Annotated in this window: 14 protein-coding genes; 6 read left to right on the forward strand and 8 right to left on the reverse strand. The window is 41.2% G+C overall.

From position 1 onward, the window contains the following. Positions 1 to 6: 6 nt before the first annotated feature. Positions 7 to 3,075 carry a SusC/RagA family TonB-linked outer membrane protein gene (locus EZ437_RS02525; RefSeq protein WP_131592933.1) on the reverse strand — a complete coding sequence of 1,023 codons (3,069 nt, stop codon included), beginning with the start codon at positions 3,073 to 3,075 and terminating at the stop codon, positions 7 to 9. Positions 3,076 to 3,208: 133 nt separating this feature from the next. Further along, positions 3,209 to 4,408 (reverse strand): anhydro-N-acetylmuramic acid kinase, encoded by a 1,200-nt coding sequence (locus tag EZ437_RS02530; protein ID WP_131592935.1) that lies wholly within the window; start codon positions 4,406 to 4,408, stop codon positions 3,209 to 3,211. Positions 4,409 to 4,911: 503 nt separating this feature from the next. Here EZ437_RS02530 and nagB point away from each other — a divergent pair. The 3 genes from nagB to EZ437_RS02545 are packed head-to-tail and all read left to right on the forward strand — an operon-like array spanning position 4,912 to position 10,891. Next, a complete protein-coding gene (gene nagB, locus EZ437_RS02535; protein WP_131592937.1) occupies positions 4,912 to 6,831 on the forward strand; it encodes a glucosamine-6-phosphate deaminase in 1,920 nt (639 codons plus the stop codon). Positions 6,832 to 6,842: 11 nt separating this feature from the next. Next, positions 6,843 to 7,997: an acyltransferase family protein gene (locus EZ437_RS02540; protein ID WP_225869475.1), complete on the forward strand. Its 1,155-nt coding sequence runs from the start codon at positions 6,843 to 6,845 to the stop codon at positions 7,995 to 7,997. A gap of 26 nt (positions 7,998 to 8,023) precedes the next feature. After that, positions 8,024 to 10,891: a M16 family metallopeptidase gene (locus EZ437_RS02545; RefSeq protein ID WP_131592940.1), complete on the forward strand. Its 2,868-nt coding sequence runs from the start codon at positions 8,024 to 8,026 to the stop codon at positions 10,889 to 10,891. A 56-nt stretch (positions 10,892 to 10,947) separates the two neighbouring features. Here EZ437_RS02545 and EZ437_RS02550 read toward each other — a convergent pair whose 3' ends face one another. Further along, on the reverse strand, positions 10,948 to 12,498 hold the full coding sequence (locus EZ437_RS02550; RefSeq protein WP_131595110.1) for a glycoside hydrolase family 10 protein: 1,551 nt from the start codon (positions 12,496 to 12,498) through the stop codon (positions 10,948 to 10,950). A gap of 182 nt (positions 12,499 to 12,680) precedes the next feature. Between EZ437_RS02550 and EZ437_RS02555 the strand changes: the two genes are divergently transcribed. Continuing rightward, complete coding sequence (locus EZ437_RS02555; RefSeq protein WP_131592942.1) at positions 12,681 to 13,589, forward strand: hypothetical protein; 909 nt, start codon at positions 12,681 to 12,683, stop codon at positions 13,587 to 13,589. On the opposite strand, the gene EZ437_RS02560 is transcribed toward EZ437_RS02555, so the two are convergent. Genes EZ437_RS02560 through EZ437_RS02575 form a run of 4 tightly spaced genes read right to left on the reverse strand, consistent with a single transcriptional unit; the run spans position 13,581 to position 19,326 of the window. Continuing rightward, a complete protein-coding gene (locus tag EZ437_RS02560) occupies positions 13,581 to 17,303 on the reverse strand; it encodes a sensor histidine kinase (RefSeq protein ID WP_225869477.1) in 3,723 nt (1,240 codons plus the stop codon). The genes EZ437_RS02555 and EZ437_RS02560 overlap by 9 nt on opposite strands. Before the next feature lie 39 nt (positions 17,304 to 17,342). Further along, the gene (gene fabD, locus EZ437_RS02565) at positions 17,343 to 18,224 is read right to left on the reverse strand and encodes an ACP S-malonyltransferase (RefSeq protein ID WP_131592946.1); all 882 of its coding nucleotides are present in this window, start codon (positions 18,222 to 18,224) and stop codon (positions 17,343 to 17,345) included. Between the two features lie 49 nt (positions 18,225 to 18,273). After that, positions 18,274 to 18,903, reverse strand: a complete 630-nt coding sequence (gene folE / locus EZ437_RS02570; protein WP_131592948.1) for a GTP cyclohydrolase I FolE — start codon at positions 18,901 to 18,903, stop codon at positions 18,274 to 18,276. A gap of 3 nt (positions 18,904 to 18,906) precedes the next feature. Continuing rightward, positions 18,907 to 19,326 (reverse strand): 6-pyruvoyl trahydropterin synthase family protein, encoded by a 420-nt coding sequence (locus EZ437_RS02575; protein ID WP_131592950.1) that lies wholly within the window; start codon positions 19,324 to 19,326, stop codon positions 18,907 to 18,909. 102 nt (positions 19,327 to 19,428) lie between these two features. On the opposite strand from EZ437_RS02575, the gene mqnB reads away from it, so the two are divergent. Further along, entirely contained in the window at positions 19,429 to 20,061 is a 633-nt protein-coding gene (mqnB, locus tag EZ437_RS02580) for a futalosine hydrolase (protein WP_131592952.1), read from the forward strand. Positions 20,062 to 20,095: 34 nt separating this feature from the next. After that, on the forward strand, positions 20,096 to 20,941 hold the full coding sequence (locus EZ437_RS02585) for a menaquinone biosynthesis family protein (protein WP_131592954.1): 846 nt from the start codon (positions 20,096 to 20,098) through the stop codon (positions 20,939 to 20,941). Between the two features lie 9 nt (positions 20,942 to 20,950). Here EZ437_RS02585 and EZ437_RS02590 read toward each other — a convergent pair whose 3' ends face one another. Beyond that, positions 20,951 to 21,328, reverse strand: coding sequence for a hypothetical protein (locus EZ437_RS02590; RefSeq protein ID WP_131592956.1), 378 nt, complete (start codon positions 21,326 to 21,328; stop codon positions 20,951 to 20,953). Positions 21,329 to 21,331 lie beyond the last annotated feature (3 nt).

Raw genomic sequence — 21,331 nt, forward strand, 5'->3', positions numbered from 1 at the left:
ATTTAATTAAAATCCAACCTTTAAGCCCAAATCAAAACCCCGGCGACTAGGTACGCCACCGTAGTCCAACCCTGCCGATCCGCCGCCTCTTACCCCTGCGCCAGACACACCAACCTCAGGATCTATACCGGAATAGTTGGTAAACAGCAACAGGTTTCTTCCGGTAAGGAATATGTTGAGGTTTGAAAATACCCTTGGGGTATATTTATTATCAAGCGTATAGTTTACGGTTACAGTTCTCAATCTGATCCACGATCCATCCTCTATAAAGGCCGTTCCCACGCCTGCCAGGTTATTCTCAAAATAACCTTGTGTCAGCTCCACCTGTTTGGTGTTTTCGCTAAAACTACCATCTGCATTTTTCACAACGCCCTCAAACACTGCCAGCTTACCTCTCTCTGCAGTCTGCATACTCAGGCCACTTCTTACCAACTCCCATTCATTTCCATTGATCACGTCTCCGCCTTTCCTGATATCAACCAAAAAGCTCATCTCTGCATTTTTATATCTAAAGGTGTTGTTAAGACCAAGCGTAAACTTCGGTGCCCTGTCGCCACCGTAAGAAAACAGTGTATTGAATGTCGGATAGCCATTTGCATCGATAATAATCCTACCCTGCGGATCTCTTATATAGTCAGTAGCGCTGATGGATGTCACCGATTTTCCCGGATAAGAAGCCCCTTCAGCTACGTTAATGATAGAAGCATCAGAATTCCTTAAAATAGTAAGGGGAAACGGTAATGACAGCACTTCATTGAAGTTCCTTGCAAAGTTGAAACTAATGTCCCAGTTAAAATCCCGTCCTTGTATTGGGGTTCCAGAAAGCATCAGTTCTATACCTTTATTCTCTACTACACCTCCATTGATGTATTGAAGGATATATCCTGTAGCCTGGCTAACCCTTGGGGCGATGATCTGTTCTACGGTACGGTCCCTGTACAGAGTAGCATCCAGCCTTAATCTATTCTTTAGAAACTGCATATCCAGACCAACCTCGTAAGACCTTCTGGTCTCAGGCTTCAGCTCGGGATTGTTGCCAAAAAAACCAGACCTAAATCCGCCTCCGATAAATGTATTAGAAGCCAAAGGAGATCTGAGACGATAAGGCGCAGTATCCTTACCTACGTCTGCATAAGAAAGCCTGATCTTACCATAGCTAAGCCAGCTGTCATCATCAAGCGCCAGGGATTTAGTAAATTCATATCCCAAACTTACAGAAGGATAAAAGAATGAGCGGTTTTTGACCGGTAGCGTGGAAGACCAGTCATTACGGCCGGTAATATTTAAGAAGACCGTTTTTTTCCAGTCTGCATTTAAACTAGCAAATGCCCCAATAATCCTCCTGATGGAATTACGCTGTATCAGGCTTCTGTTAACTGTATTATTGATACTGATGAAATCAGGGTTTTGGAAGATCAACCCTAAATAATCAACGGTATTAAACCTGGTCTGATCTACTGCATTACCTACAATTAATGATGTAGAAAAATCTCCAAATGTCTTCTCTGCTGTAAGAATCAAGTTTGACGTCAAACTTTGAAAGGAATTTACCGTATGTCCTATACCTCCGTTCTGGTTATTGGGCAACGAAGTACCAACAGCACGGACACTCTGTGTTCGCTCTGTGTAAAAATCTGTTCCCAGGGTATAATTAACCTTTAACCAGTCAAACGGCTTGTACTCCAGCCCGGCCGTTCCTAAAAACCGGTCATTGACATCCGTCTGGGGATTTCTGTCTATGGTAAAATATGGATTGTCTATGTCGGCGGTTGTGAGGGCTATCAATCTCCTCCTGGTGCCATCCGGACTTAAATAGTCTTTCATATCATCATTCTTCGGCCAGTTAAAAATGCTGACCAAAAACCCTCCGGAGCCTCCAAACAATCCCGGTCCTTGCAAGGGCCGTCTGCCTGTCGACCTCATGTAATTTGCTGATCCCGTTACCGAAAACTTTTCACTGGCTATCGCACTCCCAGAAAGTCTCACAGAAGTTTTCCCGTACTCAGTTTTGGGAACCACACCATTCTGTTCTGAATGAGAAGCGGAGAACCGGAAGGTATACTTTTCAGATCCTCCTGATACACTTAGATTATGCGTCTGCGAGGTTCCCGTCCTGAAGAACGTTCCCAGATTATCATAAATCTGCTCTCCAGGCAAAAATTCTGATCCATAAGAATCTCTGCTGGTTGCCGCAAATATCCCACCTGTCCCCTGTTTATAAACAGACTGCGTTTCAGGCAGCCGCATTACGTTATCCCAGGAAAACAGGTTGTTATAGACGATACTGGTAGATCCTGTTTTACCTTTTTTGGTGGTAATGATAATTGCCCCGTTACCTGCTTTGAGCCCATACAATGCAGCGGCTGCAGGCCCTTTCAGCACGGTCACCGTTTCAATGTCATCAGGATTGATGTCTGAGGCCCTGTTTGGTGTCCCTAAGCTTCGTCCCAGAATGCCGTTAAAACCACTTCCCGCACCCGGTGCAAGCGACTCCACAAAAGAACTGTTGTCCAGCGCAACGCCATCCACTACAAAAAGCGGTTGATTATCTCCGTCCAGGGATGTCCCGCCTCTTAAAATGATGGACGCCCCTTCTCCCGGACCACCTCCTGAACTGGTAATGACAGCACCAGCTATCTTCCCTTGCAGGGCATTGACAATGTTCTGCTGCCGGGATTCCGCAATGTCTTTTGCGCCAACAGTCTGGACGGCATAATTGATGGATTTCCTGTCCTGGGCGATGTTAAACGCCGTGACGACGACCTCATTCAGGTCTTTAGTATCTGATGACAACACCACATCAATTAATTTTGCTGTTCCGACCGGCTTTTCCTGGACGGAAAAACCGATGTAACTAAACACTAAAATATCCGCAGGAGATGCCTGGATGGAATAGGTTCCCGTACTGCTGGTCTGCGTAGCAGTATTGGTTCCTTTAATTTTGACCGAAACACCTGGTATTCCGCCCCCATCATCAGAGGAGGTAACTTTTCCGGTAATTGTGGTTTGCTGGGCCATAACCTGGGAGGTTAAGAAAAAAAGGCCCATAAAAAGCAACGATAGTTTTCTTTTCATAGAAATAGGGATTGAATAAAACTTAGGTTAGTTTATAATCGAGCTTGCTGATGCACGCAGTTACCCATGCAAAAACAGGCTCATTAGTAAATATCCTAAAAAATTTTCAATTAGCCTAGTTATAACTTGCTCATTAGTAAGGCAGACAAATCTTCCCCATACATACCGAAGGCACACCCGGCCTGCCGCCAAAATCAATTGGCTCGCCAACTAAAGTCTCATTGGCTAGCACCGCAAATAGTACCGCTTCCTTAGCATCTGGATTAATGTCCAGCTCGGCTGTTGTTGAAAACCTTGCATTCGCAAGTCCAGCTTTAATTTTTTTCAGGAGTAAAGGATTGTGCATTCCGCCCCCGCTCATGTAAATAACAGGGTCCGCCTCTCTTCCAAAACATTTCTCTACTGCATTTACAATCACTCTTGCAGAAAAGCTACAGAGTGTAGCCATGACATCCTCTTTTTTTATCAGCAGCGTACCTGAAGCCATTTGTGCATTCTCAAGATATTGCAGATTAAACAATTCAGGACCCGTGGTTTTAGGAAAATCCATTTTTAAAAAAGGAGTTTGCATTAAAGCATTGAGCAATTGGGCATTGACCACTCCAAGACTTGCTATAGCAGCATCTTTATCACAATATAAGCCTGGATAATGCTTTTGTACATATTGGTCCATCATTGTATTACCCGGACCAACATCAGTAGAAAACACTTTGGCCGCATCATTGTCCCCCGGCAGGTAGGTGAAATTTGCAATCCCGCCGATATTGAGCATTACACGGTTCTGGCCTTTCTTAGAGAAGATGAGATAATCACCATATACTGCCAGGGGCGCACCCTCTCCACCCGCAGCAACATGCTTCTGTCTAAAATCAGAGATGGTAATGATACCTGTGGTTACGGCAATATGATCGCCATCGCCAATCTGCAGTGTGGCATTAGGATAACCAGGCATGCGATGCAAAGATGCCGGAGCATGAAAGATAGTTTGTCCGTGGCTTGCGATGGCGGCTATATCAGATGCGGTCTTTCCCCATTCCTCAATAGCTTCTAAGATCATATTTGCATGGACCAGTGCGATCCGTTCGTTCATTATGCACACCAATTGAAGATCAGCATCCCGGCGGGAGAAAACTGCTTTAATATCGGCCTTAAACTCATTAGAATAGGAAATAGTCTTAAACGCTAAAACGCTAACTTTTGTGTCCGCACCACTTCCACTGATTTTGCACAGTGCTATGTCCAGGCCATCTAATGAGGTTCCGGACATCAGGCCGATGATCAGCCTTTCAGGTTGGTTAACTATGTCAAAAATCTTCTTTATATTTGAGTTCATACCATCGCAAATATAGTAATACTGTTTCGAACATGTACGAACCTGTAATAGGCAGCAAACTTATTGGGTTGTATAATCGTTCTCAATGAGTCCTTAATAACTAAATTATAAGTCCGGTGTGAGTCCGGTTTTTTGTGTAAAAAACCGGACTCACACCGGACTCACTCGGCACTCAAACCGGATTCACCTACAACAGTGCGAAAGCACCTATACAACCGTTATAATTTATAAACATATCCGTGTGTTTCTGGCGTTTAAATTCCTTTTCGTAGTTCCTGAACTAACCCCAAATCAAGAATTATATAGAAAATTTGCCGAGGAGTTGACTATTCTTCCTGATCAAATATCATACCACGCAAACGATTGAACATGGCCATAAAAAAGCTTTTTTATTAGTGGATTACGCTGAGTAATTAAAAAGAAATAAAAACTTTTTAAAAATTTGATTAAGTCAATACTGACAGGTATATTTACTGCTCCGTACAACCTCTAATAACAAATAAATGGCAAGATTAAATCTTCTGGAAGAAACGCGTTTTGAAAAATTACCGGTTTCTGTCTTTGAAAATCCTAAGCAGGCATCACTAAGTGTAGCAAAAAGAATAGGAGACCTTATCAGGGAAAAACAAAAAAACAACACCCAGACAGTGCTGGGATTAGCAACCGGGGCTACGCCAATAGCAGTTTATGCAGAACTGGTAAGGATGCATAAAGAAGAAGGGCTGAGCTTTAAAAATGTAATCACCTTTAACCTGGATGAATACTACCCAATGCATCCATCGGCGGCACAAAGCTATGTCTCGTTCATGAATGAAAATCTATTTGACCACATTGACATTGATAAAAGCAATGTAAACATTCCTGATGGGACACTGAGCCTGGAAGAGATCCCCGCATTTTGCCTTGAGTACGAGAAAAAGATAGGCGACCTGGGAGGATTGGACATTCAGATTTTAGGTATCGGACGTACCGGCCACATTGGCTTTAATGAGCCGGGTTCGGCACCAAACTCAGGTACACGACTGGTAACACTGGACGACCTGACCAGACGTGATGCGGCCCGCGATTTTGGCGGCAAGTCATTCGTGCCCACCAAAGCCATCACCATGGGTATCGGTACGATTTTCAAAGCAAGGGAGATCATCCTGATGGCCTGGAACAGGAAAAAGGGGTCAATCATTAAAAAAGCAGTAGAAGGAGAAATTTCCAGTGAAGTTCCTGCTACTTACTTACAGCTTTCAGACAATGTAGAGTTTATTTTAGACCAGGATGCTGCCTCACTACTTACCCGTTTTGATACACCGTGGTTGGTTAAGGATTGCGTTTGGGATGAAAAACTGACCAGAAAAGCAGTGATCTGGCTGGCCAACTACCTAAAAAAACCTGTCTTAAAACTTACTGAAGACGATTATAACAACAATGGAATGGCCCAGCTTGCAGTAGACAGGGGTCCGGTTTATAACATCAACATAAATATTTTTAATAAACTACAACACACCATTACAGGTTGGCCGGGCGGTAAACCCAATGCAGACGACTCACAAAGACCTGAGCGGGCTGAACCTGCGAAGAAACGGGCGGTGATCTTTTCTCCTCATCCAGATGATGATGTGATCTCAATGGGAGGAACTTTTATCCGCCTGGTAGATCAGCAGCATGATGTACATGTGGCCTATCAGACATCAGGCAATACTGCGGTATGGGATGATGACGTACTTCGCTTTGTTGAGTTTAACATAGACTTTTCAGAAAAAATTGGCGCCGACAAACAGCAACTGAAAGACATGTATCAGAACATGCGCTCTTTCATGGAAAGTAAGCAACCTAACCAGGTTGATACCCCTGAGATACAAACGGTAAAAGGGCTGATCAGAAAGGGTGAGGCTATAGCTGGCGCAAGGTATTGCGGCCTGGATGATGACCATATCCATTTTATGGCCCTGCCATTTTATGAAAGTGGTAAAAACACTAAAAACCCGATTACTGACGAAGATGTGGTACTAACCATGGAACTGCTTCAGAAAATAAAACCTCATCAGATCTTTGCCGCAGGTGATTTTGAAGATCCTCACGGCACACACATTGTATGCTTCAACATCATTCTAAATGCGTTGAAAAGACTGGAAAAAACAGAAAGCTGGGTGCAGGATTGCTGGCTATGGATGTACCGTGGAGCTTGGCAGGAATTTGAGACACATGAAATTGAAATGGCTGTGCCGCTCAGTCCGCAGGAAGTAGAACGAAAAAAATTCGCTATCTTCAAACATCAGTCGCAAAAAGACAGGGCTGTATTTCCAGGAGATGATGCAAGGGAATTCTGGAAAAGGGCAGAAGACAGAAACCGGGAAACCGCACAGGCCTATGATGATCTTGGGCTGGCAGAATACGAGGCGATGGAAGCATTTGTACGCTATAAATTTTAAATACTCATGATATGAAACAATCCCAAACCGCCGGGATGGCCCCGATAAGGCTGCTTTCTCTGGATTTCTTCAGAGGGGCTACCGTAGCAGCCATGATATTGGTAAACAATCCCGGCGATTGGGGTCATATTTATGCGCCACTGGAGCATTCCGAATGGCATGGTTGCACACCAACAGACCTGGTATTCCCATTTTTCCTTTTCATTGTCGGTGTTTCTATCGCTTTTGCGATGGGTAGCAAGAAAGAAAATCCGGCCACACATGGTAAAACCATTTTCAAAGCTTTAAAAAGGGCATTGATATTATTTGGACTTGGCTTATTCCTGACCTTATTTCCTGAGGTCTTTACCAAACCGGTTGAATCTCTGCAAGGAATGCGGATACCCGGTGTATTGCAGAGAATAGCCCTGGTATTTTTCATTTCTGCGGTCCTTTTTTTAAAGGTCTCCCTAAAGAACCTGAGGATGCTTTTTGTCCTTTTACTAGCTGTCTATTGGGCATTAATGACGTTTGTACCCGTACCTGGTACAGGCCCCGCAAATCTTGGAAAGGAAACCAATCTTGGCGCATGGTTGGATCGCAGCATATTTACAGAAGCACACTTATGGAGCTCATCAAAGACATGGGACCCTGAAGGCTTACTTGGTACAATTCCTGCTATTGCCACCGGTCTGTTTGGCATATTGGTTGGCGCATATTTAAAAAGAAAGGATGTGCCGGATGCTGTTAAAGTATCCTGGTTATTCTCGACGGGATGTGCCGCCGTTGTACTGGGCTTGTTATGGGATTTGCAATTCCCTATTAATAAAGCACTATGGACCAGCTCATTTGTATTATATACAGGTGGTTTGGCTACCATGGTACTGGCTATGAGTTACTGGATAATCGATGTAAATAAATACAACAGATTTACGAAACCCTTCGTGGTTTATGGAGTAAATGCCATCACTGTTTACTTTCTGTCCGGAATCTTACCCCAGATACTGAGTATCATCCGGATAAACACAGTGAATGGAGAAACAAATGTATATTCGTTGCTGTACAGTGGTTATGCCAGTAATTTCTCTCCTGTAAATGCTTCTTTGTTGTGGGCTGTCTCTACAGTATTGTTCTGGTTAGTAATTCTTTGGTTCATGTATAATAAAAAAATCATTATAAAAGTTTAATTTAGCGAACCTAACTTTTATAATTCATGAACAAAAAAATTAATATCCTGGGATTCGGATTGGTCGCCGTTATGGCTTTAAACGCCCCCGCTTATGCCCAAAAGAAAACTATCGTTGCTAAGAAACCAACAGCAACAGTAGTTAAAAAGATGGAAGGTACCATTATTCCCAATGATCCTGATGTTAAGATCGGCAAATTGTCAAATGGCCTGACGTATTACATCCGGAAAAATGCTGAGCCTAAAAACAGGGCTGAGCTATACCTCGCTACAAGTATTGGCTCGTTAATGGAAGATGATGACCAACAGGGTCTTGCCCATTTTACTGAGCATATGGCATTTAACGGCACTAAAGATTTTCCGAAAAATGAAATGATTAATTATCTGCAAAAGGCAGGTGTACGCTTTGGAGCTGATTTAAATGCCTATACAGGTTTTAACCAGACTGTTTACCAGCTGCCCATTCCCACAGATAGTGTACTTGTATTTAAAAACGGATTTAAGATCCTCGCTAACTGGGCAGGAAAAGTGATCATGGAAGGCGAAGAGATTGATAAAGAGCGTGGTGTGATTATTGAAGAAGACCGTCAGCGAGGCAAGAACCTGCAGGAGCGGACGAGCAAGCAGTTGTTGCCTTTATTACTGAATGGCTCACGTTACGAAAACCGTATTCCGATAGGAAAAATTGATATTTTACAATCTTTTACCCACGACAAGATCAGAAATTTCTACAAAGACTGGTACCGGCCAAATCTGCAGGCGGTGATAGCAGTAGGCGATTTTGATGTAAACGAAGTGGAACAGCTGATAAAAGCCAGTTTTTCTGAACTGACCAATCCTGCAAATCCAAGACCTCGTCTAAAATACGATCTTCCTGACAATAAAGAACCACTGGTGAAGATCATTACCGACCCGGAGCAAACACACAATGTGGCGATGATCATGTATAAACAGCGTGGCGTTACCACTAAAACAACTGCTGATTACAAAAGATCGCTGATGTATTCGATGATCAACAGTATGCTGGGCGCCAGGTTGCAGGAAATGCTGCAAAAAGGAGATGCTCCCTTTATCTTTGCCCAAAGTAATTACGGTCCTTACCAGGGAGGCCTGGTAACTGGCATCAATGCATTTCAAACTGTAGTTGCCTCAACATCAGGCGCTACACTTCAAAAAGCTTTTGAAGCCGGGCTGGCAGAAAATGAGCGCATAAGTAAATTCGGATTCGTCGCTGCTGAACTTGAAGTGGCTAAAAAGAACATCCTGGCAGGCAATGAAAAGCAGTTTAAAGAAAAAGACAAGACACCATCTTCTAATTTTGTACAACAATATCTCAATAATTTCCTGAACGGAACAATCATTCCCTCTATAGATTTCAGGTATGAGGAGACGCAAAAAGCCATTGCAGCGATAAGCCTTGCTGAAGTAAATGCGCTTGCAAAAACACTAACAACGAAAGAGAACCAGATCCTGATCATACAGGCTCCGGAAAAAGATAAAGCCGGACTCCCTACAGAAGCACAACTGGTCGCTTCACTTAAAAGTGCAGGTTCAGCTGTTACCGCATATGTTGACAATTCCTTGAACAAGCCATTGCTTGACAAAAAACCTACAGCAGGCAAGATTCTAAGCGAAACAAAAATCGCGGACATAGATGCTACTCAACTAACGCTGAGCAATGGAATTAAAGTGCTGCTGAAAAAAACTGACTTTAAAAATGATCAGATCATCTTTAGCTCTTTTTCAAAGGGCGGGACGTCCTTGGCAAATGATTCAGAATTTAAATCGGCCCAGATGGTTGGCCTGATTGCACAAAATGGTGTTGGTGAATTCAACCCAACCCAGTTAAATAAGCTTTTGGCAGGTAATACAGGTCGCGGAGGTACTTATATTGGCGACCTTTATCAGGGCTTTAGCGGGAGTGCTTCTCCAAAAGACCTGGAAACATCCTTCCAAATGTTATACGTGTATGCTACAAATCCGCGCAGTGATGCAGAGATCTTCAACAAGAAAATAAGTGACATTAAGGTAGGCATGGCCAATAAGAATGCAGATCCGGAAAGTGTTTTTTCTGACACTACCCAAGCAGTGCTGTCTTCGTACCATAAGCGTGCTATGCCGTTTAACCTGGAAGATCTGGATGAGGTTTCTTTAGATAAAGCTTTTGCTTTTTATAAAGACCGTTTTGCAGATGCAAGTGAACAGACATTCGTAATTGTAGGTGCATTTGACATGGCGACCATCAAACCGCTTATTGAAACTTATATAGCCAGTCTGCCATCGTTAAATAAAAAGCAGGATTATATAGATGCGGGGATCAGGGCACCAAAAGGGAAGGTCAGCAAAACTGTGTATAAAGGCCTGGAAGATAAGGCTTCAGTAGAACTGTTTATTCATGGTGATTATGAGTTTAATGCGGAAAACAATGTACATCTGGACGCTTTAAAGGCCGCACTGGAAATAAAATTGCTGGAGCGTTTGCGTGAAAAGGAAAGTGGCGTGTATAGTCCTTCTATTAGCCTTAGTGTAGAAAAATACCCCTCAGCACATTATTATTTCAATATTTCATTTAGCTGTTCTCCGGCAAATGTTGAGAAATTGATTGCTGCGTCTCTGGACGAGGTAAATAAGATTAAAGTCAGCGGTGTGTCAGCCGACGATATCAGTAAATTTAAGTCTGAAGAGCAAAGACAAATAGAGCTCAACTTACGCAATAACAATTACTGGCTGAACTACATCACCAATCGCCTGAAAAATGGGGAAGATCTTGGTCAGCTATTGAAAGACCAGCAAAGACTGGATGGTATTTCTGCGGAATCGACAAAGGCCGCGGCTCAGAAATACCTTGGCGAGGATAACTACATTCGTCTGGTTTTATTACCTGAGAAAAAATAAAGCTTAAAAAAGGCTGTAGCAAAGCGTGATTATTTAGCTTTGCTGCAGCCTTTCATTTAAAATGGTGCCGGTTCTTCCCTTGTCTGCACTCCTACCGGACCGCTGGGTTCACTTTCGTTCCTTAGTCGGTCAAGTGCTGTTACGAGGTAATTATATCTTTTTCCCTTTTCCACTGTGGTATCTATAAAAGATGTATAGTCCTCAAAACTAATTTTCAGGATATTTCTGGCATTAAGAATATCGATCTTATCTCCTTCTTCGAAGCGATAAATTACATATCCTGAAGCAGTCTCCCCATCACTCGCTTTATGCGGGGCAGTCCATTTCAAATGGATTCCGTCGTCCATCGCATCTGCTGCAAGTTGCTGAGGCTGATTAGGCACGATCTCGTCCAGCCAAGGCATCTGCGGGGGCAGTGCAGGATGTTTGTACAGATCATTCCTAAGTGAATCACCTGCGGCACGTGCTATGGTAGAAAAAGATTTTGAACTGAAATATACGCTGCCCTGTACCCGGTTGTTATTCCTGATATACCTTACCTGATCAGGAATCTGACCGGGCAGGCGCCATGCCGCTTCCATCTTTTGATTTACGAGATAGGCCGCCTGTCCGATATACAGGTGCCTGCCAAAAGTATTATTGCTCCACCAATCTACCAATGTACCAAACGGAGCAGCTTTTCTGGTAAAGCTGAAATAAACCTGGGGATTGATATAATCTACCCAGCCCTCTTTAACCCATTTCCTTGAATCGGCAAATAGTTCGGTATAATTGGAGAGGCCGTTAGTAGCAGACCCTAATGTATCTTCAGCGCTGTTTTTCCAGATCCCAAATGGGCTTATCCCAAATTTAACATACTTTTTATATTGATGAATACTATCGTCCAGTTGCTTGATCAGCAGATCGACATTGTTTCTGCGCCAGTCGTTTACATTTGTAAACCCATTAGGGTATTTGCCGAATGTGGCTTCGTCCCTGATCTTTTGCCCTGCCACCGGATAAGGATAAAAATAATCGTCGAAATGTATGCCGTCGACATCATAGCCTTTCACTACATCCAGTATAACCTGTACAATATATTCTCTAACTTCAGGTAATCCCGGATCAAACTGCTTTTTCCCTGCATAGGTAAAAAAAAGCTCAGGACGTTTGCGGGTCATATGGCTTTCATGTACCACCGAATTAACACCCATTGTGGCTCTGTACGGGTTGAACCATGCATGCAGCTCCATCCCTCTGAAATGGGCTTCTTTAATAGCAAATTCTAATGGATCATAACCTGGTGCCGGGGGCAGCCCCTGTCTGCCCATGAGCCACTGGCTCCATGGTTCCCTGGATTTGGCATAAAAGGCATCAGCAGCCGGTCTAACCTGTAGTATAATGGCATTCATACCATTTGCTTTGTGCTGTTCTAAAATGCCAATTAATTCCTGCTTCTGCTTATCAATGGTCAGTCCTGGTCTTGAAGGCCAGTCAATGTTGGAGACGGTGGCTACCCATACCCCTCTGAATTCTCTTTTTGGAGCAATTTTTGATATATTTTGAGCATTAAGAAATGCAGGTGATATTAAAAACAAGAATAGTGCATAAAAAGTAAGTTTAGGCATCATTTAAAATTGTTGGTAGTTTAAAATTCGTTTTCATGTGTGTGGCACAGAACACATTTCTGTACTTATCCTAGCAAGTAAACGAATTTTTTTTAGGTCTCCTACAAATTGAATGTTTTTTTTATCTTTTGTCTTATTTTATTTATGTTCGCCTTTTAACTATTTAGACAAGAATTTTAATAATGTCCGATCAGAATGATTTAGTAAACAAAGGAGACCGTAATAAAATCTATTTTCTGGTCATCGTCATTGTGGCACTATTGGGCACAAATGCTTATCTTTTTTTTAAGGATAAGCAGCAAAATGAGCGGTTCGTGAACATCAATACTGAAAAAGACAGGCTTAAGCTGGAAGTTGAAAAAATAGAGGTTGAGCTGGATAAGGTAAATACACTCAACATTAAGCTAAGCGAAAAATTAATCAATGAACAACAGCTTGCCCGTGATAAGATTGCGGAATTGAAAGCTGCACTTAAGGAAGGATTCATCACCCAGGTCGATCTTGAAGCAGCACAGGCAAAGGTCAAAGAACTGCGCGAATTTGTAACAAACTACAATGAATCGATCATACAACTGAGAAAAGAAAATTCCTATCTGAAAGCACAACTGGATAGCATCAGGGACTCAGCAAGTTCAGCCAGTGAAAGAGCTGAAGAACTGGAAAGAAGAAATTATGAACTAAGAGAAAAAGTAAAAACCAGTTCTGCATTAAAGGCATCTAATATCTTTATCGTTGCCTACAGGGTAAAAAGCAGTGGGAAAAACATAGAAGTGACCAAGGCAGGTACAGCAAAAAAATTAACGGTTAGTTTTGAGATTGTTCCAAATTCACTTGCTCAAAAAGATTACCATAAGATCTATTTACGTGTTTTTGATCCTACAGGTAACCTTATTGCCAATGAGAACAATATGTTTGAGGCTGATGGGCAGGAAATGCAGTACAGCTCTTCTACTTCCATATCTTTTAATGATGACAATACTTCCTATACAATGAACTGGATTAACCCTAATGAGTTTATTAAAGGCACTTACTCCATTATTCTTTATGCCGATGGGTATACCATGGGACGCGCTAATATTGAATTAAGATAAAGGGAAACTAAGATAGAATGTTGTCCCAACGTTATTCAAAGATTTAAATTCTATTGTACCGCCAGCGTTTTCAACAGCCTGTTTTACAAATGCCAGTCCCAATCCTGTCCCTGATGATTTGGTTGTAAAATTTGGAACAAAGATTTTGCTTTTCAGTGATTCATCAATTCCCTTTCCATTATCTTCTACCTCAATAAATACACTTTCCCGGTTATTGAAGATCTTTACCCTGATCGTGGATTTAGTATTGGGTGTTGAAGCCTCGATAGCATTCTTAAATAAATTATTAAAAGTCCTCAGTAACTGATCTTTATCTCCAAGGATGATCAGCTCTATCGCTGCGTTATTAATGATTAGGATCTCTGCATCTAGTGTATTGGTAAACACATCCCTCGTCTGCTCTATAATAGGGAGCAACTGAAGTTTCTCCAATTTGGTATCCGGCATTTTAGCAAAGTTTGAAAATTCTGATGCGATGGTAGATAAACTGTCTATTTGCTCAATGAAAGATTTATTAAAACGTTCAAACTTCTTTTCAAAGTTGGGGTCTTTCTCTTTCCATGATTTTTCCAGTAATTGTACACCAAGCTTTAAAGGAGTCAGTGGATTCTTAATTTCATGGGCCACTTGTTTGGCCATTTCTCTCCATGCGCTTTCCCGTTCTGACCTTGCGAGCTTAATCGCGCTTTCTTCAAGTGCAGCAATCATTTTGTTATACTCTTTAATCAGCGACCCAATTTCATCGTGACGAGACCAGAATATAGGCTGATTTCTTTGGCCAAGCTTAGTCTTTTTGATGCTGTCCTGGATAAAAGTCAACGGACTTGTGATCTGATTGGCAAGGAATACGGCTAAGATTCCTATTGCGACAAATACCAGTGCATATATATTGATCAGCGTATTGATAAAGACACCGATCTTATTCTCATAGTCTGCCTCATTAGCATAATAAGGTACAGCAATATAGGCTATTGTCTGATTCTTAGCATTTCTAATAGGCGCATAGGCAGAAGAATAAACAAAAGTACCTATCCTTTCTGTGGGATTAACAAATTCTGATCCCTGGAGCAGACTTAGATGAAAGAAAGCCTTTGAACCCAGCCTCGGGCTTACTATGCCTAAATCATATATTTTGGGCAAGGAACTAAATAGCAACTTACCATCAACATCAAAAAGATTTAAATAAGCAGCATTGATATCTGCAAATTGATTAAAATCATCAATAGACTTATCTGATTTGGCGGGGATGCCAGTGCTTAAGATACGCTTTTCGTAAGATTGCTGTACCTTCCTTACCTTTTCCTTAATGAAATCCTGCTGCTGGTCGCTATATTCTTTACGTATATAGAAATAGGTTACCCAACCTACGATCAGCAGGGTAGCAACTACTGAAAGTACAATTGAAAACTGTATCCTGGTTTTGTACAGTATCTTATTTGCATTGATCATGAGTGACCGGTTGATGTTAAACCAGCCTCCCCAGCTTTCATCTATGTTTTTCAAAAGCCAGATCAGGGTATAAAGCGTAATCGAAAAAACGATAAAAACCAAAAAGAAAAACGACAATGTAGCCAACCGAACAATATCAGAGACTTTCTCTTTACTGATGACAATAAATTTTGAAGAATCTGATGAATAAATAAGATGCGTATAATTAAGGCTGTCTTTAAAAAAATACATTTTTTTGGCAGGACCGGTGGTAAATTCTTTACCTGAAAGTTTGTAGGTATATTTACCTGACTGGCTCTCTAATCTGCCATCCTTATAAAATGCTATTGAATATTTGCTGTAATCATTGTCATTCTTAATGGTACGGTCTACCAACATTTCCGGCAGCTGACCTCTATAATTATATGGTTGTGATTTTAGTTCGATGACAAGTGTACCAAGTATGCGGTTATCTTCCTTTACCGGAATAATGCCAAAATAATTTTGATAACCAAAAGTATCATTCAACCGATAAAAATAATTAGACTCAGGAGCTTTAACAGAGCCTGCCTGCACCAATCCTTTAAAGTAGCTTAAAGGCAGTACCCCCAGGCCAGTAATAGCCGAATCAAGGTAATTATATTCATGGATAGCAAACTCAAACCTTGGCAGATACCTTTCAAGGTAATTCTTCTCAATATTCTTCCTTAAATCTATCGTACCGTTCAAAGCAGGCCTTTTGAAATAATTTAATACAAAAGTATTTTTAAGAATATTCTTTTCTATATTCTCGATAGTACTTATTAAAATAAAGTCATCCTTTGATATTAATCTCTGTGCGATGATACTGCGGTTAGCCTCCTCCTTTTGATCAATAAATTTCAGATACTTGATAGCTGATATAAATGCCAGACAGAAAAAAAGCAATGCAAAGATTCTTATAGAAAATTTGTTGGCCAGCATGTAAAAATTCCATGCAACGATAAAAATAAACAATCCGTATGCAATAAAAAACATGCTGAAGTCTGTATTCACCCGGTAAATGAGATAGGCTAAAAACAGGGCAATGAATACAGTTAACCGGTCTTTGCTTGTAACATTCAGCTGCAGGGTCAGCTGCATAAAAATAATTGCAATGAGGTAAATATTAAACCAGACCAGACATAAAATGATGATGCTTACCCAACTGATCAAGCCAAGATTAATGATATTGGTAATGTCGAAATTGATTTTTGAATTGATGATCAGCCCAAAAAAGACCTTGTCAAACAGAAAAGCTATTGCTCCAAAAACCATTAAAAACCCCAGGTGAAAAGAAATCCCTGAGAGTCTACTTTTTGTTAGCCATTTTGGAAGTCTGTACCTGTCATTATATGTATAAATAAACAATATGATCCATGTTACAGCAATTACATTCAGTAGAAAATCGCCTAGTGAGGGCATAAAAAAGCTCTCCGCATATATTCTTGGGCTAAAGATCAAAAGGTTAAACTGTTTGTTAAACCAACCATATTCGAGATCAGTAACCCTGATTGTAATAAAGAAGAGCGCAAGCACCAATATTGCGGCTATCAAATCACCTCTTTTTGCAAGCCAGGCACAAAATGAATTGAAGAACAAGCAAAAACTGAAAAGACCGATGACCCATAGCCAGATTTCAACTGTGCTATAAATACCCTTTGAATATTCAGGCCTGAGTTTTACTTCAAACAGTAACTTCTTATCAAGATTAGTGATCCCCTGTACCTCAGCATCTGAAAATGTGGCTAGTGTAAGAGAGCTGCTATTAGAAAGGTAACTGGAAAAGTCATTTGTGAGGTACTCATTCTGTATACTGTACTGATTTTTGACCTTGATAAGAAACACTAAAGTAAAATCCTCTGTCGTTCTTTTGATAACCTCGTACCAGCCATTGCTGAATTGTGAAAAGTATGAGCCCTCTCTTATCAATCCGGGATTGTCAGGGACGGTTTTAATTGAACTCCAGAATTTTAATTGCTGATTTTGGTAAGTGAGGATGTCAATGCCTTTTTCCCTATACTTTTCAATGAAATCAAGCCCATAATTGTCATTAAGATGATATTGCTTCGCTCTTTCTATCTGTACGGAATCCTTTAAAAAGTTATAGACAATACGTTCGTTGACGGCAAGGTTCTCTTGAAGCTTACCAGCTTCGTAGCGGAGGAGCTCCTTTTTACTGACAGATTGCTTCAGGGAAATTGCCGTAACAATACAGCAAGCCCCCATTATTAATAAAAGAAATCTAATTTTGCCTCCTATACTCACATTTAATCTATTTTATTAAAGGTTACTAATATAACCCGTTTATGCATTCGCTGCAGAACTTGTAGGCATCGCTCTATTTACTTTTTTAACCAAACCCTGCAAAACATTCCCCGGACCTACTTCAATAAATTCAGTTGCGTTATCAGCAATCATATTTTCTATAGTCTGTGTCCACCTCACAGCACCGGTTAACTGAGAAATTAAATTTGCTTTAATGGTCTCCGGATCGGTATTGGCTACCGGGTCTACATTCTGATAGATGGGGCATATCGGTGCAGAGATTGATGTGTTTTCAATGGCCTGCTGAAGTTCCAGTCTTGCGGGTTCCATCAATGGGGAATGAAAAGCCCCGCCAACATTCAGTTTCAAAGCTCTTTTAGCTCCTGTTTCTGTGAGCTGCTGACAAGCAAGATCAATACCTTCAATGCTGCCTGAGATCACCAGTTGTCCGGGGCAGTTGTAATTTGCCGGTACCACAACCTCATCTATTCCGCTGCAAATGGCTTCTACCACTTCATCTGACAAGCCTAGTATCGCTGCCATCGTTGAAGGCCGCAATTCACATGCTTTCTGCATTGCATTCGCACGCGCGATCACCAGCCTTAACCCATCTTCAAAAGACAATGCCGAGGCCGCTACCAGTGCTGAAAACTCTCCAAGAGAGTGGCCTGCCACCATATCGGGCTTAAAATCTGCACCAAGGCTTTTTGCCAGGATCACAGAGTGAAGAAATATCGCTGGTTGTGTAACGTTGGTTTGCTTTAACTCTTCATCTGTACCACCAAACATCACATCGCTGATACGGAAACCGATAATGTCATTTGCCTGCTCAAACAATGCTTTAGCTGCATCATTCTCATAGAGCTCTTTACCCATACCAGGAAATTGTGCACCCTGACCTGGAAATATATATGCTTTCATTTTTTTCTATTTTAAATAAACACAACAATAGGACTCAAACCCTATCTAACTAATGCAAATTGGCAGTGATCAATCTTAAAAATTCTGCTCTAGTTTTATCTTTAGCAAATTCCCCTGTAAAAGCCGAAGTGGTCGTTACAGAATTTTGCTTTTGTATGCCACGCATGGCCATACACAAATGCTTGCATTCAATTACTACCGCTACCCCTGCAGGCATCAGTGTCTCCTGTATGCAATCCCTGATCTCATTTGTCAGGCGCTCCTGAACCTGGAGGCGGCGGGCAAAAGCATCTACTATGCGGGGTATTTTACTCAAACCAACAATATGTCCATTAGGAATATAAGCAATGTGGGCTTTGCCAAAAAAGGGAAGCATATGATGTTCACACATAGAAAACACTTCTATGTCTTTAACTACAACCATTTGACTGTAATCTTCCTTAAACATCGCGCTGCGCAATATTTCCGACGGATTTAAATTATATCCATGGGTTAAATACTGGAGTGCTTTGGCTACGCGTTCTGGTGTTTTAACCAGCCCTTCCCTTTCAGGATCTTCACCCAGTTTACCTAGAATATCTTTATAGTGGGATGCTACAGATGCTATTTTACCTTCATTATAACGGTCAATTTTAATGTATCCGTCTTCTTCATCCAAATGATCTATATGGTTGCTCATATTTTATTCTTTTTGACCGAAATATTCAACAAAGTTATTCTCAGTTTCGTAGATTTTTATACAGTGCAGCTCCGCACCCGACTCACTGATCAAAGCATGCAACTGTTCCCATATGGCTATAGCAAGATTTTCAGTAGACGCGAGCTTACCTTTCATAAAATCTACATCAAGATTTAGGTTTTTATGATCAATTTTATCCACCACATGTGTATTGGTAATATCCTTTAACCATTTAAGGTCTACCAAAAACCCTGTTTCAGGATTGATCTCGCCTTTTACTGTTACATACAATTGGTAGTTGTGTCCGTGCCAGTTAGGATTGGCACACTTTCCATAAACTGCTGCATTTTCTTCCTCAGTCCAATCCGGTCGGGAAAGTTTGTGCGCAGCGTTAAATGACGCTTTTCTCGTTATATATATCATGTTTTTGTATAATAAGACAAACTTAGATAAAATTGAAGTATGGAGCAATTTATCGGCCATTCAATTACAACTGTTCAATACAATTAGTTAACTTAGCTACTGATGAAGATGCTCATAGTTGCAGCAACAAAACCTGAAATAGCGCCATTAATGATGCATTTCAATTTGCCGGGAGGTGACTTTACCGGCAATAAAGAATTTGACATTTTAATTACCGGGGTCGGAATGACTGCAACTGCATATGCACTTGGCAAACATCTTTCTAAGCAATACAATCTTGTGTTAAACCTGGGAATTGCAGGATCCTTTGATCGGAGCATTGCTTTAGGAACTATCGTCAATGTGTATGAAGATACATTTGCGGAACTGGGGGCTGAGGACCATGAAAAATTTTTGAGCATTGAGGACCTAGGTTTTGGAAAAAGCACCCATTCTGCTTTTAATAACCTATTAAGTGAATCTGTAGCCAAACTACCGAAAGTAAAGGGCATAACTGTAAACCGGGTACACGGCTGCGAACCAAGTATCTCAGCGATTAATACCCGACTTTCACCTGTCGCAGAAAGCATGGAGGGAGCTGCTGTTCTATACTGTTGCGGGCAGCAGGATATACCCTGCCTGCAAATCCGAAGTATTTCAAATTATGTGGAACCCAGAAACAGAAAGGCCTGGAAAATAGACCTTGCTTTAAAAAACCTGAACCACTGGGCAATAGAATTTTTGACAAATACATAACCATTCCCCTTGTTCCAGTATTTACCTTTACTTCATGAAAATTAGCCTAGGTTTTTCTCCCTGCCCGAATGATACTTTTATTTTTGATGCGCTGATACACCATAAAATAGATACTGAGGGATTGGAGTTTGAGGTTTTTTTTGACGATGTCGAAACGTTAAACCAAAAGGCGATGAAGGGTGAGCTTGACATCACCAAATTAAGTTTTCATGCTTTTGCATATGCCTGTCATCACTATGCATTATTGGATGCAGGGAGCGCCTTAGGATTTGGAGTTGGGCCCCTGCTCATCTGCAAGGATAAAAACCTTAGCCATGATATTGAAAATTTAGCAGCGAATTTAAAGATTGGGATTCCGGGAAAATATACTACCGCAAATTTCCTGCTGGGCATTGCCTTTCCCCATTTAACGTATAAACAGGAAATGATTTTCTCAGATATAGAGGCTGGATTATTGAATAATGAAATAGATCTGGGACTTATTATTCACGAAAACCGCTTTACGTATACAGAAAAAGGATTGCACAAGGTAATCGACTTAGGTTATTTCTGGGAGCAGCTGACAGGATGTGCCATTCCGCTGGGTGGTATTGTGATAAATAGAAATCTTGATAAAGGAGTACAGGAAAAAGTAAACAGAATACTCCGAAAATCGGTAGAATTTGCTTTCGCCAATCCCAAATCAGGAATTGAATTTATCAGACAGCACGCACAGGAAATGAACGAAGAGGTAATGTACAAGCATATCGGGCTCTATGTGAATGAGTATTCCATTAACCTGGGTGACGAAGGCCGGAAAGCAATAAATGTGCTGTTCAATATAGCACAGGAAAAAGGACTGATCCCTGCCATAGAAAAAAGTATCTATTTAATTCCTTAGTCTATGCTATCAGTTGCAGGGACCTTCAGGTATTTCCTTCGTTATCTTCAATACCTTTGTGACTACCATCGTTGAGTCAAAATCTGCAGAAACTATTAGACTATCAGATTTAATAATGCGACATTCAACCTCAATATAAACCGGCTCATAAGGCTTCTCAAAATTAAAATTACTATAGGCCAGCTCTAAAGTTTTAGCACTGTCAGCCACCCAATATTCTCTTCCTTCCTCACAATCGGTAAAAGATTTTATCTCAGGCCCATAGCTATACAATCCTTTTGCTGTCCTCGCTAAGCTTTGTTCTTCTTCTTCAGCTTTGCGGTTACACGCTATTGCAAGTACAGAAAATATTATTATTAGTACCAATGGTTTCCTAAATACATTCATATC

This window comes from Pedobacter psychroterrae (assembly GCF_004331695.1).
Lineage (GTDB): Bacteria > Bacteroidota > Bacteroidia > Sphingobacteriales > Sphingobacteriaceae > Pedobacter > Pedobacter psychroterrae.

Bases quoted from the DNA above. Each gene is read 5' to 3' on its own strand.
- EZ437_RS02525 (WP_131592933.1), bottom strand. From the start codon at position 3,075: ATGAAAAGAAAACTATCGTTGCTTTTTATGGGCCTTTTTTTCTTAACC.
- EZ437_RS02530 (WP_131592935.1), bottom strand. From the start codon at position 4,408: ATGAACTCAAATATAAAGAAGATTTTTGACATAGTTAACCAACCTGAA.
- nagB (WP_131592937.1), top strand. From the start codon at position 4,912: ATGGCAAGATTAAATCTTCTGGAAGAAACGCGTTTTGAAAAATTACCG.
- EZ437_RS02540 (WP_225869475.1), top strand. From the start codon at position 6,843: ATGAAACAATCCCAAACCGCCGGGATGGCCCCGATAAGGCTGCTTTCT.
- EZ437_RS02545 (WP_131592940.1), top strand. From the start codon at position 8,024: ATGAACAAAAAAATTAATATCCTGGGATTCGGATTGGTCGCCGTTATG.
- EZ437_RS02550 (WP_131595110.1), bottom strand. From the start codon at position 12,498: ATGCCTAAACTTACTTTTTATGCACTATTCTTGTTTTTAATATCACCT.
- EZ437_RS02555 (WP_131592942.1), top strand. From the start codon at position 12,681: ATGTCCGATCAGAATGATTTAGTAAACAAAGGAGACCGTAATAAAATC.
- fabD (WP_131592946.1), bottom strand. From the start codon at position 18,224: ATGAAAGCATATATATTTCCAGGTCAGGGTGCACAATTTCCTGGTATG.
- folE (WP_131592948.1), bottom strand. From the start codon at position 18,903: ATGAGCAACCATATAGATCATTTGGATGAAGAAGACGGATACATTAAA.
- EZ437_RS02575 (WP_131592950.1), bottom strand. From the start codon at position 19,326: ATGATATATATAACGAGAAAAGCGTCATTTAACGCTGCGCACAAACTT.
- mqnB (WP_131592952.1), top strand. From the start codon at position 19,429: ATGAAGATGCTCATAGTTGCAGCAACAAAACCTGAAATAGCGCCATTA.
- EZ437_RS02585 (WP_131592954.1), top strand. From the start codon at position 20,096: ATGAAAATTAGCCTAGGTTTTTCTCCCTGCCCGAATGATACTTTTATT.
- EZ437_RS02590 (WP_131592956.1), bottom strand. From the start codon at position 21,328: ATGAATGTATTTAGGAAACCATTGGTACTAATAATAATATTTTCTGTA.